General features: G+C 72.1%; 14 protein-coding genes and 2 pseudogenes. 10 read left to right on the top strand and 6 right to left on the bottom strand.

Features of this window, described 5'->3' with window-relative positions:
* A pseudogene (locus MET9862_RS30155) lies at nt 1–131 on the top strand (integrase core domain-containing protein); the annotation flags it as partial.
* 157 nt (nt 132–288) lie between these two features.
* On the opposite strand, the gene MET9862_RS17580 reads toward MET9862_RS30155, so the two are convergent.
* Nucleotides 289–1,149, bottom strand: coding sequence for a universal stress protein (locus tag MET9862_RS17580; RefSeq protein WP_142584202.1), 861 nt, complete (start codon nt 1,147–1,149; stop codon nt 289–291).
* A gap of 130 nt (nt 1,150–1,279) precedes the next feature.
* Here MET9862_RS17580 and MET9862_RS17575 point away from each other — a divergent pair, with 130 nt between their 5' ends.
* On the top strand, nt 1,280–3,202 hold the full coding sequence (locus MET9862_RS17575; protein WP_142584201.1) for a heavy metal translocating P-type ATPase: 1,923 nt from the start codon (nt 1,280–1,282) through the stop codon (nt 3,200–3,202).
* A gap of 634 nt (nt 3,203–3,836) precedes the next feature.
* Here the strand turns inward: MET9862_RS17575 and MET9862_RS17565 are convergent.
* Nucleotides 3,837–4,697 (bottom strand): universal stress protein, encoded by an 861-nt coding sequence (locus tag MET9862_RS17565; protein WP_142584200.1) that lies wholly within the window; start codon nt 4,695–4,697, stop codon nt 3,837–3,839.
* A gap of 235 nt (nt 4,698–4,932) precedes the next feature.
* Here MET9862_RS17565 and MET9862_RS17560 point away from each other — a divergent pair, with 235 nt between their 5' ends.
* From MET9862_RS17560 to MET9862_RS17550, 3 genes are all read left to right on the top strand, one after another.
* Entirely contained in the window at nt 4,933–6,483 is a 1,551-nt protein-coding gene (locus tag MET9862_RS17560) for a PAS domain-containing sensor histidine kinase (protein ID WP_142584199.1), read from the top strand.
* Nucleotides 6,473–7,081: a response regulator FixJ gene (gene fixJ, locus MET9862_RS17555; RefSeq protein ID WP_142584198.1), complete on the top strand. Its 609-nt coding sequence runs from the start codon at nt 6,473–6,475 to the stop codon at nt 7,079–7,081. The genes MET9862_RS17560 and fixJ overlap by 11 nt, the downstream gene beginning before the upstream one ends.
* 92 nt (nt 7,082–7,173) lie before the next feature.
* On the top strand, nt 7,174–7,566 hold the full coding sequence (locus MET9862_RS17550) for a response regulator transcription factor (protein WP_142584197.1): 393 nt from the start codon (nt 7,174–7,176) through the stop codon (nt 7,564–7,566).
* Nucleotides 7,567–7,745: 179 nt separating this feature from the next.
* On the opposite strand, the gene MET9862_RS17545 is transcribed toward MET9862_RS17550, so the two are convergent.
* Nucleotides 7,746–8,018 (bottom strand): hypothetical protein, encoded by a 273-nt coding sequence (locus MET9862_RS17545; protein WP_142584196.1) that lies wholly within the window; start codon nt 8,016–8,018, stop codon nt 7,746–7,748.
* Between the two features lie 69 nt (nt 8,019–8,087).
* A complete protein-coding gene (locus MET9862_RS17540; protein WP_142584195.1) occupies nt 8,088–8,405 on the bottom strand; it encodes a phasin family protein in 318 nt (105 codons plus the stop codon).
* A gap of 293 nt (nt 8,406–8,698) precedes the next feature.
* On the opposite strand from MET9862_RS17540, the gene MET9862_RS17535 reads away from it, so the two are divergent.
* The 3 genes from MET9862_RS17535 (at nt 8,699) to MET9862_RS17525 (ending at nt 10,180) form a co-directional block, all read left to right on the top strand.
* Complete coding sequence (locus MET9862_RS17535; RefSeq protein ID WP_142584194.1) at nt 8,699–9,067, top strand: SPW repeat protein; 369 nt, start codon at nt 8,699–8,701, stop codon at nt 9,065–9,067.
* An 83-nt stretch (nt 9,068–9,150) separates the two neighbouring features.
* Complete coding sequence (locus MET9862_RS17530; RefSeq protein ID WP_142584193.1) at nt 9,151–9,375, top strand: hypothetical protein; 225 nt, start codon at nt 9,151–9,153, stop codon at nt 9,373–9,375.
* Nucleotides 9,376–9,496: 121 nt separating this feature from the next.
* Nucleotides 9,497–10,180 carry a helix-turn-helix domain-containing protein gene (locus MET9862_RS17525; RefSeq protein ID WP_142584192.1) on the top strand — a complete coding sequence of 228 codons (684 nt, stop codon included), beginning with the start codon at nt 9,497–9,499 and terminating at the stop codon, nt 10,178–10,180.
* 384 nt (nt 10,181–10,564) lie between these two features.
* Here the strand turns inward: MET9862_RS17525 and MET9862_RS17520 are convergent, their stop codons facing one another.
* Together MET9862_RS17520 and MET9862_RS17515 are read right to left on the bottom strand one after the other, a co-directional pair.
* Complete coding sequence (locus tag MET9862_RS17520; protein ID WP_142584191.1) at nt 10,565–10,768, bottom strand: hypothetical protein; 204 nt, start codon at nt 10,766–10,768, stop codon at nt 10,565–10,567.
* A gap of 18 nt (nt 10,769–10,786) precedes the next feature.
* Nucleotides 10,787–11,188, bottom strand: a complete 402-nt coding sequence (locus tag MET9862_RS17515; RefSeq protein ID WP_142584190.1) for a heavy-metal resistance — start codon at nt 11,186–11,188, stop codon at nt 10,787–10,789.
* Between the two features lie 399 nt (nt 11,189–11,587).
* On the opposite strand from MET9862_RS17515, the pseudogene MET9862_RS17510 reads away from it, so the two are divergent.
* Nucleotides 11,588–11,935, top strand: a pseudogene (locus MET9862_RS17510) (DUF1476 domain-containing protein); the annotation flags it as partial.
* A 109-nt stretch (nt 11,936–12,044) separates the two neighbouring features.
* A complete protein-coding gene (locus MET9862_RS17505; protein ID WP_142584189.1) occupies nt 12,045–12,695 on the top strand; it encodes a BON domain-containing protein in 651 nt (216 codons plus the stop codon).
* The last annotated feature ends 175 nt before the right edge of the window (nt 12,696–12,870 follow it).

Genomic DNA, 12,870 nt, shown 5'->3' with positions numbered 1-12,870 from the left:
CTCCCGGATCGCCTTGGGAGAACGGCTATTGCGAGAGCTTCAACGGCAAGCTGAAGGACGAGTGCCTACGCCAAGAAATCTTCTACTCGTTGCGGGAGGCGCAGATCGTGATCGGGCTGTGGCAAACAACCTAAAACCGCGTCCGGCCGCACTCGTCGCTGGGCTACCGGCCGCCCGCGCCCGTCACCGTCCTCGATCTGGCCTTCCGGCTACCCATGGCCGCCACCATGCACTGGCCTCTCACCCAGCCCGGTCCAAAATACCGGTCAGGTCAAGCCCGGATGCTCGTCAATGGGCCAGAAACAGGGGAATGGCGCTCCGGGCGAGCAGCGATTGCGTGGCGCCGCCTAGGAACCACTCGCGCATGCGCGAGTGCCGGTAGGCGCCCATCACGATCATGTCGGCCCCGAACCGCCCGGCCGCTCTGCGCAGGGTCTCGGCGACGTCGACCTCGACCGGACGGTCATCGACCGTGACCTCGACGCCGTGGCGCGCGAGGTGCGGCGCGAACTCCGCGCCGGGCACCGTCGACAGCAGCCGCTCGGTTTCCGCCACGCAGACCACAGCGACCGCTTCCGCCGCGCGCAGGAACGGCAGCGCGTCGTTCGCCGCCCGCGCCGCCTGCGCGCTCCCGTCCCAGGCAACGACGACGCGGCGCGCCCGGAAGGTGTCCCAACCCGCCGGCACCACGATGACCGGGCGAGCGCTCCCGAAGAGCACGCCCTCCATGAGGTCGCGGTCCGGCATCGCCGCGAAAGGCTCCGCGTCGAGAACGGTCAGGTCGTGCAGCCGCGCCCGCGTCGAGAGCCGGGCGACCACCTCGTGGTGCATGAGGCTCGCCGATTCCAGCGTGCAAACGACGCCCGCACCTTCCGCATCCTCCCTGATCCGCTCCGCCGCTTTCCGGGCAAGGACGGCCAGGCGACCGTTCTCGGCGCCGATGATCTCGTCGGCGAACCGGCACAGCGGCAGGCCGGTGGTCATGAGCCGGAGGGCAGCGGATTGCACGGTGAGGTGGGCGCCCGCGTCCCGTGCCAGTGTCAGGCCATAGCCAAGAGATGCCGCGGCCTCGTCCCCGCGGCCCTCCTCGGTAAGGCCGATCAGGACATCGCAAATGCCCGTAACAGGGGAAGCGGTCGAGACTGACATCGGAGCGCTCCGCGCGGTTGCCTCGTCTCAATCTCCCCCTCGCCGCGGGCGCGCGTTGATCCATCGCAAGGCCGCCCGGGCTGTACAGGCGCATCTCGGAGACGCGCAATGACCGGGAGCGTCCCCGACGATGACGACGGCGGCCCTGGGCTCGACCGAGACGGCAATGCAGGCAGCCGGATGGAGGCCGCGGCTGCGGGGATGGCTGGCGGCCCTGCCGCTGGCCGGCCTCTGCGCCGGCCTGTCGGCGCAGGCGCTCGGGCGGGCGGACATCGCGGCGACAGCCTGGACGGTCGCGACCCTGGCGGTCCTCGCCGTTCTCGCGACCCAGGTCGTGACCAGCCTGGCGCGAGGCGACATTGGTCTCGACCTCGTCGCCCTGCTCTCGATGGGCGGCGCGCTCGTCCTGTCGCAGCCGCTGGCCGGCGCCGTCATCGCCCTGATGTACGCGGGCGGCCAGTCGCTCGAAGCCTACGCCGCGGGCCGTGCCGGGCGGGCGATGACGGCGCTGGTCGCCCGCCAGCCGCGCACCGCCCTGCGGGAGGAGGCCGGGGCGTTGACGGAGGTGCCCATCGCGGCCCTGATCCCCGGCGACCGCATCCTGGTGCGCGTCGGCGATGTCCTGCCGGTGGACGGCCGGGTCGCCGCGGGCCGTGCCGTGCTCGACCGGTCGAGCCTCACCGGCGAGGCGCTTCCGGTCGCCGTCGAGACGGGCGACTCGGTGCTCAGCGGCTCGGTGAACGTCGGCACAGCGTTCACGCTGCTGGCCGAGCGACCCGCGGCTGAGAGCACCTATGCCGGCATCGTCCGGCTCGTCGAGGCGGCCCGGACCCGGAAGGCGCCGATGGCGCGCATGGCCGACCGCTACGGCCTCGCCTTTCTCGGCCTCACGCTCCTGCTGGCCGGTGGCGCCTGGGCCGCCAGCGGCGACCCCGTGCGGGCCCTGGCCGTGCTGGTCGTGGCCACGCCCTGCCCGCTGATCCTGGCGGTGCCCGTCGCGCTCGTTTCCGGTCTCTCGTGCGCCGCCGCCATCGGCGTCCTCGTCAAGGGCGGGGGCGCCCTGGAGACGCTGGCCAAGGTCCGCGTGCTGGTGATCGACAAGACCGGCACCCTGACCCATGGCACGGCTCGGCTGGCCTCCGCGCGGGCCTTCGCCCCGTTCGGCGAGCCGGAGGCGCTGAGGCTGGCCGCCTCCCTCGACCAAGCCTCCGGCCACCCGATCGCGCGCGCCTTGGTCGACGAGGCCCGGGCGCGAGGCCTTGCCCTGTCGCAGCCCACGACGGCCACGGAATCCCCCGGCGAGGGCGTGGCCGGCACGGTGGAGCAACGGCACGTCCTCGTGGGAGGGCTGCGCCTGATGCGGATGCACGACGTCCGCTTCCCGTCGGCGGACGGTGCCGGACAGGCTGGCGCGTCGACGGCGACGGTCCTGGTCGCCGTCGACGGAAAGCCAGCCGCCGTCCTGGAACTCGCGGACCCGTTGCGGACAGACGGCGGCAGGACGCTCAGGGCCTTGCGCGCGTGCGGCATCGAGCGCGTGGTGCTCGCGACCGGCGACCGTCGCGGCCTCGCGGAGGCGCTCGTCTCCGGCCTGCCCGTCGACGCCGTCGCCGCTGACCTCGACCCCGCCGCCAAGACGGACGCCGTCGCCGCCGAGCGCCGGAACGGTCCCGTGATGATGGTGGGCGACGGGGTCAACGACGCGCCGGCGCTGGCGGCGGCCGACCTCGGCGTGGCGCTCGGCGCTAGGGGTGCGGCGGCGGCGGCCGAGGCGGCGGACGTCGTCCTGTTGGTCGATAGCCTCGCGCCGCTGCCGGACGCCGTGCGCATCGCCAGGCGGGCCCGCACCATCGCCCTCCAGAGCGTTTGGGCCGGGATCGGGCTGTCGCTCGCCGGCATGGTCTCGGCCGCGCTTGGAGAGCTTACGCCCCTCCAGGGCGCCTTGCTTCAGGAAGCCATCGACGTCGCCGTCATCCTCAATGCCATGCGCGTGCTCGGCGGCGCCCCGACCGCTCGCGAGCCTCCGGTGCCAGGCGTACTGGAGCAGACGTGAGCCCCGCCCGCGGGCTTGCGTTGGATCAAGTTGCGCCGTCCTACCCAGGGCCAGGCTGCCATCGTCGGCATCGACGCATGACGGAGATGGCCATGGACTACGCGAACATCCTCGTTCCGCCGACCTCTGCGAGGCGACTCCCGACCGGATACGCCTCGCCGCCGGCCTCGCCCGGCGCTTCGAGGCCACGCTCACGGGCGCGGCCGCCCACAAGGTGCCGGCGCCCATCCTGGTGCGCGACGTCTTCGACACCGCCGCGCAGGAGGAGCGCAACAAGGCCCAGGTGCTTGAGATCCTTAGAACAGGCGTGCGTCCTGTTCGAACGCAGCGCCGGCGAGGAGACGCGCACCGTTTGGCAAGCCGCTGCAACGTTGAGCGACCGCCGCCCGGACCGGCCCGGCCAGGTTACTCGACGAAGCCCCAGCCGGCCTCCAGGGCGCGGAGCTCCTCCTCGTTCAGCGGGTCCGGCCATTCCGGCCGGTTCGGTGCCCGCACCTGGGCCGGCGCTTCGCCCGACACGGGTGGCGCCGACCCGTGTCGGGCGGGCCGAAGCGCGGGGGTTCGCGTCGGCGCGACCCGACCGGCAGCGCCACTCCGAACAGCTGTCCGTTTACGCATCGTCGGCCTCCCGGGCTCAGTGGGCGAGGAACAGCGGGGCCGGGCTTCCCCGCAGGAAGGACCGCGTCACGCCACCAAAGAAGTATTCGCGGATGGGAGAGTGCCGGTAGGCGCCCATCACAATCATGTCCGCCCGGAACAGCCCGGCCTGGGCGCGCAGGGTGGCGGCCACGCTCTCGCCCCTCGGAAGGTCGTTCACGGAGACGTTCACCCCGTGCCGGGCGAGGTGGGGCGCGAACTCGGCCCCGGGCACCTCAGCATGGATCTGCGCATCGTCGCCGACCGAGACGATCTCGACCGTCTCGGCCGCGCGCAGGAACGGCAGGGCGTCGTTCGCAGCGCGGGCCGCCTGCGCGCTGCCGTCCCAGGCGACGAGGATCCGGCGCGCGGCGAAGGCGTAGTGCCCTGGCGGGACCGCGACTACCGGGCGGCCGCTGTGGAAGAGCGCCTTCTCGATCATCTCGCGGTCGAGGTCGTAGGTCCGCGGGCCGATGTCCAGCACGGTCAGGTCGTGCAGGCGGGCGCGCCAGGCCAGCCGGCTCACGATGTCGGGGTACGGCAGGCTCGGCGCCTCCGTCGTGCAGATCACCCCGGCCTGCGTGGCGTCGCCTGCCGAGCGCTCCGCGATGGAGCGGGCCAGGGCGTCGAGCCGGCGGTCGATGACCGCCACCCCGTCGTAGTCGAAGTCGCCGAGCCAAGCGTCGTCGCCCGAGAGGCGCCACGACGCGGACTGGACGGTGAGGTGGGCGCCGGCGGCCTTGGCCAGCGTCAGGCCGTAGCCAATGGCCGAGGAGGCTTCCTCGCGCTCGCCCTCGACGGCGGTGCCGACGAGGACGTCGCGGATGCCCGCGAAGGGGGCCGGGATGGTACGGGACATGGGTCGCCTCCGGTCTGGGCTCTCAGGGTTTGCCCCATCGCGGCTGACCGGCCTTGATCCACCTCAAGGGACCCCAGGACGGCTGTTCGCGCCCCCTAAGATGGGGTAGCGTCGCGCCTGCGAAGGCGTGGTGGCATGCGCGGCCCGAAGGTCCGCCAACCGACCGTGCGCCGGCCATGCCGCTGCAGGCACCTCGACCGTGACGGCTTGGGCCCGTTCCGCAGGGGTGTGAACGATGACGGGTTCCGTCGAGGCGCCCGACATGGATCGAGCCGGCGACGACACGTCGACCGTCGAGGAACTCCGGCAGACCCTCGACGAGGTCGGTGTCTGCATCTGGTCGCTCGACATCCCGAGCGGCCGGGTGGCGGTCTCGCCGACCTGCGCCCGCCTTTTCGGCGTCCCGCCCGAGCGGCTGACCACCTTCGCGGCGACCCAGGCGCTCGTGCATCCGGACGACCGCCCGGCGCGGGCTGACGCCATCCAGCGGGCGCTTCGGGAGGGCGGCAGCTACGAGGTCGACTTTCGCGTCGCGCGGCCCGACGGGCATGTCTGCTGGCTGCGCTCGTGCGGTCGGGTGCAGTTCGACCCGGAGGGCCGGCCCTCCCGACATCGCGGGGTCGTTCTCAGCATCGACGAGCAGAAGCGGGCCGAGATGGACCTGCGCGCCCGCGAGGCGCACCTGCAGTCCATCCTCGACACCGTGCCCGAGGCCATGGTCGTCATCGACGAGGCCGGGCTGATCCACTCGTTCAGCGCGGCGGCCGAGCTCCTTTTCGGCTATGCCGCCGATGAGGCGATCGGGCAGAACGTCCGCATCCTGATGCCCGAGCCGATGCGGGGCGACCACGACGGCTACCTCGACCGATATCAGCGGACGCACGAGCGCCACATCATCGGCACCAACCGGGTCGTGACAGGCCAGAGGCGGGACGGCTCGACCTTCCCGATGGAGCTCGCCATCGGCGAGATGCGCTCGGGCAAGCAGGTCTTCTTCACCGGCTTCATCAACGATCTGACCGAGCACCACAGGACCCAGGCCCGGCTGCAGGAACTCCAGTCCGAACTCGCCCACGTCTCGCGCCTGAGCGCGATGGGCGAGATGGCCGCGACGCTCGCCCACGAACTGAACCAGCCGCTCGGCGCCATCGCCAACTACACCAAGGGCTGTCGCCGGCTGCTCGCGCGCCCGGATACGGACAACGTCGCCAGGACGATGGAGGTCCTCGACAAGGCGGCCGAGCAGGCGCTGCGAGCCGGGCAGATCATCCGGCGGCTACGCGAGTTCGTCGCCCGCGGCGAGACGGAGAAGCGGGTCGAGTCGGTCGCGCAACTCATCGAGGAGGCGAGCGCCCTCGCCCTGGTCGGCGCCCGCGAGCAGGGGGTGACGGCTCGCGTCGCGCTCGCCCCGGGGACGGGGTCGGTCCTCGCCGACCGGGTGCAGGTGCAGCAGGTGCTGGTCAACCTGATGCGCAACGCCCGGGAGGCCATGCAGCCGTGCGAGCGTCGCGAGCTGACGGTCGAGGCCGGGCCCGTCGGGCCGGAGACCGTCGAGATTGCGGTGTCGGACACGGGGCCCGGCATCTCGGACGAGGTGGCGGACCGGCTGTTCCAGCCCTTCGTCACGACCAAGCCGAGTGGGATGGGCGTCGGGCTCTCGATCTGCCGCACCATCGTCGAGGCGCATGGCGGCCGCCTGACGGTCGCGCGCAACGGTGCCGGAGGGGCGACCTTCCGGCTGACCCTGCCGGCCGCGCACCAGGGGGACAATGGCCATGGCAAGTGAGCTCGTGCACGTGGTCGACGATGACGCGGCCATGCGGGACTCGGTCGCCTTCCTTCTCGGGACCGAGGGCTTCGAGGTGCGGCTCTACGAGGCCGGCACGGACCTGCTCGACAGGCTCCCGAAGCCGGCATCGGGCTGCGTCCTGACCGACATCCGCATGCCCGGCATCGATGGGCTGGAGTTGCTCCGCCGCCTGCGGTCGGCGGGCCAGAACCTTCCGGTGGTGATGATGACGGGCCACGGCGACGTGCCGCTCGCGGTGGAGGCGATGAAGCTCGGCGCGTGCGACTTCATCGAGAAGCCGTTCGACGACGAGGCGCTCCTGCAGGCGCTCCGCTCCGCGCTCGAACGCGGCAGACCCGCCGAGGCCACGGACCCCGGCGTGCAGGAATTCGTGCGGCGGGTCGGCACCCTGAGCGAGCGCGAGCGGCAGGTGCTGGACCGCTTGGTCGCCGGCGGCACCAGCAAGGAGATCGGGCGCGCTCTCGACATCAGCCCGCGCACCGTCGAGATCTACCGGGCCAAGCTCATGGCCAAGACGCAGGCGGGAAACCTGCAGGAGCTGGTGCGTTGGGCGGTTCTGGCCGGCCTCGCGTGAACCGGGCTTGAGGCAGGTCAAGGCAGGCGTTCCGGGACGTCCCATCATGCCGGCTTCCGACCGCCCGAGCGTCGCCCTACCCGTCGACCGTCATGCCGTCCGACCCCGCAGCCCTCGTCTACGTCGTAGACGACGACCCGGCCGTCCTGCACTCCACGCGCTTCCTGCTCGAGAGCGAGGGCCACCGGGTCGAGACCTTCTGTGGCGGCCGCGAGCTGCTGTCGGCCTTCCCTGGCCCGTGCCCGACCTTCGTTCTGCTCGACCACGTCATGCCCGGGATGGACGGCCTGGAGGTGTTCGGCCGGTTGCGGGACCTCGCCCCGTGCGTGCCCGTGGTGCTGATCACCGGCCATCCCGACCCAGGCATCCGGACGCGGGCGCGCGCCGCGGGCGTCCCCCTCGTCGAGAAGCCGCTCGTGTCCGACGCGCTGCTCTGCGTGCTCGCCGGCGACGGGGCCGGTAGGGATCTCGCCCTTCGGACCTGACCGGCCCCTTCCGGGACGGCAGCCCGCCGCGGGACCTCGCGGGCGTGGCAGCTCGCGCGGAACGGCCCGGGGCGCCACGCGCCGGGCACGGCGTGCGCCTTCCCCGTTCCGGCTGACCCGGGATGCGGCCAGGCAGGGCGGCAACGGCCTTGATCTGGCTCAACCGGGCCGAGGCCGCGTCACCTCCAGTGCCGGCCGTACCGCGGCGCCAGGGTCTCGCAAGGGTGATGGAAGAGGTAGTAGCCGAACGCCGCTGAGGCCTCGCGCGCCGCGGCGGGCTGGAAGCCGAACGGCAGGCTCTCGTCCTCGCGCACGGCCGCGCCGAAATCCCAGGCACCCGGGTGGACGAAGCGCGGGGCCAGCAGGTTCCCGCGCACGGCGCAGCATACCCCCGGCTCAAGGCGGTGCTGGAACACCCGGTAGAGGGTCGGTCGAGGGCGGCTGGCCGGCATCGGACCCGTCCTGCTGGCGTCGCATCGGGGGCGAGGTCCGGGGCCGTGCGCGGCCCCGGAGCGGCGGCGTCAGGCCGCCTCGGCGCAGGCCGCCTCGGTGAAGTCATGCGATCGGGTGGTCGCCTCCGTCTGGTAGTCGGCCACGCCCTTGGTCAGGAATCCGGTCTGAAGCTCGACGGCGTCCTTCAGCGAGCCGCACCCGGCCAGGGCCGCGAGATGGTCCGCCTGGGCCTGGAGGCGATGCCCTGCGAACCGCATCGTCTCGGCGGCGATGCGCAGAGGCAGGTCGAAGGCGAAGGCGCGCCAGGTGGCGATGCCAGTCTTGATGACTTCGGCCGGGTCGGCGGCTGTCGGGGTCTGGATGTGCGTCACAGGCTCGGAATGCATGGGGTTCTCCCCGTCAGGGCATGGCGCCCATCGAAGATCGTCGCGAGCCGACCGGCCTTGATCCAGATCAACCAAACAAGCCCGAGCAAGCGCGAACCCACTGCTTGTAGCCTCCGGTAACTTTTCGAGCTTGTTCTGAGAAAATCTACGGCTCGGCGGGCCGAAGTTTTGAGGTCAATCAAAGCCTTGCCCCTCGAATGCGGGAACCGTGGCCCCGCGAAGGCGGCAGGCCGTCTGCCGCTCGGGGCCCGGTGCCTCCGGCCTTCCGGGTCCCCTCCCGTGAGGAGAGGCCGATGCGAACGATCGAGAACCGGACCGAGGACACGGTCCTGAACGCGCTCAACGCCCTGCTCGGCGTCGCCCTGCTCATGACGCCCTGGTACCTGGGCCTTGCCAGCGAGACCGCCGCGGCGCGCAACGCCTTCGTCAGCGGCGCGGCCATCGCCATCATCGCGGTGCTCGCCCTGAGCACGTCCTACGACTGGGAGGAGTACGCCAACCTCGCAATCGGCCTCTGGGTCGCCGTATCGCCCTGGGCGCTCGGTTTCGCGGACAGCGGCTCGCCCATGTGGGCGCACCTCGCGATCGGGCTTGCCGTCGCCGCCTTGGCCGCGGTCGAGCTCTGGCGGCTCCACGTCTCGCCCGACGCGCGCTCCGTCTGAGGAGCCGCAAGCGCGGCCGCGCCGGGCGACCTGCCGACGTGGCCGCATCCAGGGCCATCACACCATCCCCTCGGAGCGACGCCATGCCCCTCGACCCCGTCGCGCTCGCGGTGGCCGCCTCGTTCACCGCCGGCTGCGCCTCCATCCACGCCCTGCGGCGCCATGCCGACGCCGTCACGCTCGTCCTCGGCTGGCTGGCCTACGGGCTCGCTACCGCGCTGGGCTCGGCGCTCGCCAATCGCGGCGGCCTGCTCGTGCTGCCGGACCCGGTGCACGCCTGGGGCCTCGTGGCCGCCGCGAACATCTGAGCGCCGCCGCGCGCATACGTAGGTGCCCTTACGCGGGCCCGCTTAAGCGAGCGCCCGGAATTTCGCGGCCGGCCGCGCGAGGTCAATCTCCGCTCATCCGATACGGGTGAGGAGCGACGCGATGACCACCGAGCACACGCCCCCGCAGGCCGCAGCCTACCACCCCGTCCCCGTTCCGAGCGTGAGCGGCAGCATCCTGTTCGCGGGATGCCCCGACCTCATCGGCACGCCCTTCACCTACGCCCGCGAGGAGGAAGTCTACGGCGAGGGCGAGGAGGCCGAGTTCGTCTACAAGGTCGTCAGCGGCGCCGTGCGCACACACAAGGTGCTGAGCGACGGCCGCCGCCAGATCACCGGCTTCCACCTGCCCGGCGACCTGTTCGGGTTCGAGCAGGGCGAGGCCCACCGGCACACGGCCGAGGCCCTCGCGGACACCAGGGTGTTGATCTTCAAGCGCCGCCAGGTCGAGCGCGCCGCCGCCGACCGGGCCGAGGTCGCCTGCCAACTCTGGGGCATGGCCACGAACAACCTGCGCCTAGCCCAGGACCTCACGCTGCTTCTCGGACGCCGCTCGGCCACGGAGCGGGTCGCGGCCTTCCTGATGGATGTCGACGAGCGCCTGGGCGGCAGCGGCACCTTCGCCCTGCCGATGACCCGCCGCGACATCGCCGACTACCTCGGCCTCACCATCGAGACCGTGTCGCGCACTCTGTCGCAGCTTGAGGAGGACGGGGCGCTCCAGCGCGCCGGCGGCCGGCAGGTCAGCCTGCGCCGCGCCAAGCTTCGCCGCGTGGTCGAGGATTGAGCGAGGGCCGACGGCGCGCGCCAGTTCACGCACAAGGAGATCCCGTCCCGAGGAGGCACCGATGCCCCGTTTCATCGCAGCCTTGCTGGTGCTGTGCGCTCCCGCCCTGGCGGCCCCGGCGCACCGGCAGCCTACGCCCGATTCCCTCCGCTCCGGCACGGAGGCGGCATCTGCCGGACGCGAGGGCGCGGCGGCTGGCCCAAGCAAGCCGAAGGGCCCCGATGACGGCGGCGCCCGCAGCCGGGACTGGGACCGGACGGTGAGGAGGTCGCTCGGCGGGGTCTGCCGGGGCTGTTGAGCGCCGGGCGCCTCCTTCGCCCGCTGCTCGACCTCGCAGGCCGTCAGGGACGCGACCCGGGCCCGCCGACATGGGCGCGGAGGTCCTTACCGGCAGCGATAGTGGTGCCGATGAACCCGGTAGCCTCGCGCGTCGTGGACGCGCCGGTACCGCGGCCAGATGCCGAGGGCACCGTTCACGCCGCCGACTCCGGCGCCGACCGCCCCGCCGACGATGCCTTGACCGTGCGCGGCGCCGCCGAAGGCGCGCATGGCCGAGACGAGGGCGAGGACCAAGGTTGCCTTTCCCATGACGCGCTCCTCTCCGTGTCAGGCGCGGCGCAGGCGGTCGATGCGTGCCGCGTTCGGGCAGAACTCATGGTAGGTGCCGGCGGCGCTCCCTGCCCAGAGCTCGCGCGCGCAGCGTCCGCGTTCCGTGCAGCCCAGGCAGGCCGCCTCTAGCTTCATCATGGTCTCGGGCTCGCGCCGCCGGATGGCCTCGGGGTCGAGGTTCAGGCTCCGCATCAGGTTCGCGATAGCGCGTACCTTCGCGGCGGCTTCGGGACCCAGGGGCGTCGGGCCGGCCGCGTTGGCCTCGAGCAGCGTGTCCATCATCTCGGCGTCGACGTTCCTGAGTTCCTGCGCAGCCTTCAGCAGGCAGCACCACTCGCCCATCGCGGCGGCGATGCCGAGCGGGTCGAACGGGTCGGACTTGTCGGCGGGAGATGACATGGCGGCCTTCGTAGGGCTTGCGGGTTCCCCCCGACATCGGTCAGCCCATGCCGCTCACGATGAGCAGGACCACCGCGATGAAGAGGGCCGAGACCGCCACGGGGACGCCCTGTTCGTCGGGCTTCCAGCCCCGTCCGGGGACGGCTTCGATTGAACGCTCCGGTCCTCAGCCCGTGAGGGCCCGGGCGCGACCTGGGGACGTTCGGGCATGGCTGGCTCCGGGAGCATGGCCAGACCGAGTCCGATCTCCGGACATTGGAGAGGTGCGCGCGGAGGCGGGCCTTGATCTGCGTCAAGGATCGGCGGCCGACCGGGACGTGCGAGGCGGATCGGGGCATACCCCGGGCCGAGGGCCGCCTGGCCTTGAGCCAGATCAAGGCCGGTTGCCGCTGCCATCGGATGATCCTCACCCAGCCAACGGTCACGCCGGTCACGGGCCCCCATGACCGCGGGACGGAGGTTTCCATGACCCCGTTCGACGAGCGCGAGCAGGCCTTCGAGCGCCGCTTCGTGCATGACGAGGAGGCGCGCTTCCGCGTGCGCACCCGGCGCAACCTGCTCCTGGCGGGCTGGGCCTGCGAGCGGATGGGCCTGGAGAAGGACGCGGCCGGCCGCTTCATCGAGTCCGACACCGACCGGGGCGTCATCACCGCCGACGAGCCCCTCTTGGAGATGCTCCAGGCGGGCCGCGCCGGCGTCGACGAGGCGCTGCCAACCCTCCGCAGGGAGATGGAGCAATGCGCCGCGCTCGCCCGGGCCGCGGAGCGCGTCGGCGTTGCGCTGGATCAAGGCTCGTCCGCCCGAGGCGTGCACACTCGGCTTCGCTTCGACAAGGCCGGCAACCCGGAGGAACCCCATGACCGACAAGGACCTGCGCCGCGACGTGCTCGACGAGCTCGACTTCGACCCCAGCCTCGATGCGGCCGAGATCGGCGTCGCCGTCTCGGACGGCGTCGTCACCCTCACCGGACACGTCGGCAGCTACGCCGAGAAGGTCGAGGCCGAGAACGCCGTGCGCCGCGTGAAGGGCGTGCGCGCCATCGCGCAGGAGATTCAGGTCCGCTACCCGGAGGCCAAGAAGATCGAGGACGACCAGATCGCCGCGCGTGCGCTCGCCATCATCGACTGGTCGGTGCATCTCCCGAAAAGCGCCATCCAGGTGAGGGTCGCCAAGGGCTGGATCATACTCACCGGCGTGGTGCCCTGGCGGTACCAGGCGATGGGGGCCGAGGCCGCCGTTCGCAAGCTCTCCGGCGTCGTCGGCGTGTCGAACCTCATCGAGGTCAGGCCCGTAGTCCGGCCCACCCTCGTCAAGGACAAGATCCTGGAGGCGTTCAAGCGCGGCGCGATGTTCGAGGCCGACGGGATCAAGGTCCGGGTCGAGGGCGACAAGGTCACGCTCGAAGGGGCCGTAACGGCCTGGGCCGAGCGCGAGGCGGCCGAGCGCGCGGCCTGGTCGGTGCCGGGCGTGCGCGCCGTCGAGGACCGCATCGTCGCCCTGATCTGAGGAGACCCGCCATGTCCCATGGAACGCACGGCATCGACGCCGTCGCCCCGCGGTTCGTGCGGCCCGGGAAAGCGCGCGCGACCGTCTCGGTGGGCCCCGTGCGCGTGTCGCAGACGACTAGGACATCCGTCATCGCGTCCTCTTGGATGGGCGTCTGGACCGGTCCCGACTGTCG

This window comes from Methylobacterium symbioticum (genome assembly GCF_902141845.1).
Lineage (GTDB): Bacteria > Pseudomonadota > Alphaproteobacteria > Rhizobiales > Beijerinckiaceae > Methylobacterium > Methylobacterium symbioticum.
Note: the sequence above shows the minus strand (reverse complement) of the source record. Positions and strands in the feature narration are given on the sequence as shown.

Coding starts and splice junctions, on each gene's coding strand:
- fixJ (WP_142584198.1), top strand. CDS start 6,473: ATGGCAAGTGAGCTCGTGCACGTGGTCGACGATGACGCGGCCATGCGG.
- MET9862_RS17525 (WP_142584192.1), top strand. CDS start 9,497: ATGACCACCGAGCACACGCCCCCGCAGGCCGCAGCCTACCACCCCGTC.
- MET9862_RS17505 (WP_142584189.1), top strand. CDS start 12,045: ATGACCGACAAGGACCTGCGCCGCGACGTGCTCGACGAGCTCGACTTC.
- MET9862_RS17575 (WP_142584201.1), top strand. CDS start 1,280: ATGACGACGGCGGCCCTGGGCTCGACCGAGACGGCAATGCAGGCAGCC.
- MET9862_RS17580 (WP_142584202.1), bottom strand. CDS start 1,149: ATGTCAGTCTCGACCGCTTCCCCTGTTACGGGCATTTGCGATGTCCTG.
- MET9862_RS17550 (WP_142584197.1), top strand. CDS start 7,174: ATGCCGTCCGACCCCGCAGCCCTCGTCTACGTCGTAGACGACGACCCG.
- MET9862_RS17520 (WP_142584191.1), bottom strand. CDS start 10,768: ATGGGAAAGGCAACCTTGGTCCTCGCCCTCGTCTCGGCCATGCGCGCC.
- MET9862_RS17565 (WP_142584200.1), bottom strand. CDS start 4,697: ATGTCCCGTACCATCCCGGCCCCCTTCGCGGGCATCCGCGACGTCCTC.
- MET9862_RS17545 (WP_142584196.1), bottom strand. CDS start 8,018: ATGCCGGCCAGCCGCCCTCGACCGACCCTCTACCGGGTGTTCCAGCAC.
- MET9862_RS17535 (WP_142584194.1), top strand. CDS start 8,699: ATGCGAACGATCGAGAACCGGACCGAGGACACGGTCCTGAACGCGCTC.
- MET9862_RS17560 (WP_142584199.1), top strand. CDS start 4,933: ATGACGGGTTCCGTCGAGGCGCCCGACATGGATCGAGCCGGCGACGAC.
- MET9862_RS17530 (WP_142584193.1), top strand. CDS start 9,151: ATGCCCCTCGACCCCGTCGCGCTCGCGGTGGCCGCCTCGTTCACCGCC.
- MET9862_RS17515 (WP_142584190.1), bottom strand. CDS start 11,188: ATGTCATCTCCCGCCGACAAGTCCGACCCGTTCGACCCGCTCGGCATC.
- MET9862_RS17540 (WP_142584195.1), bottom strand. CDS start 8,405: ATGCATTCCGAGCCTGTGACGCACATCCAGACCCCGACAGCCGCCGAC.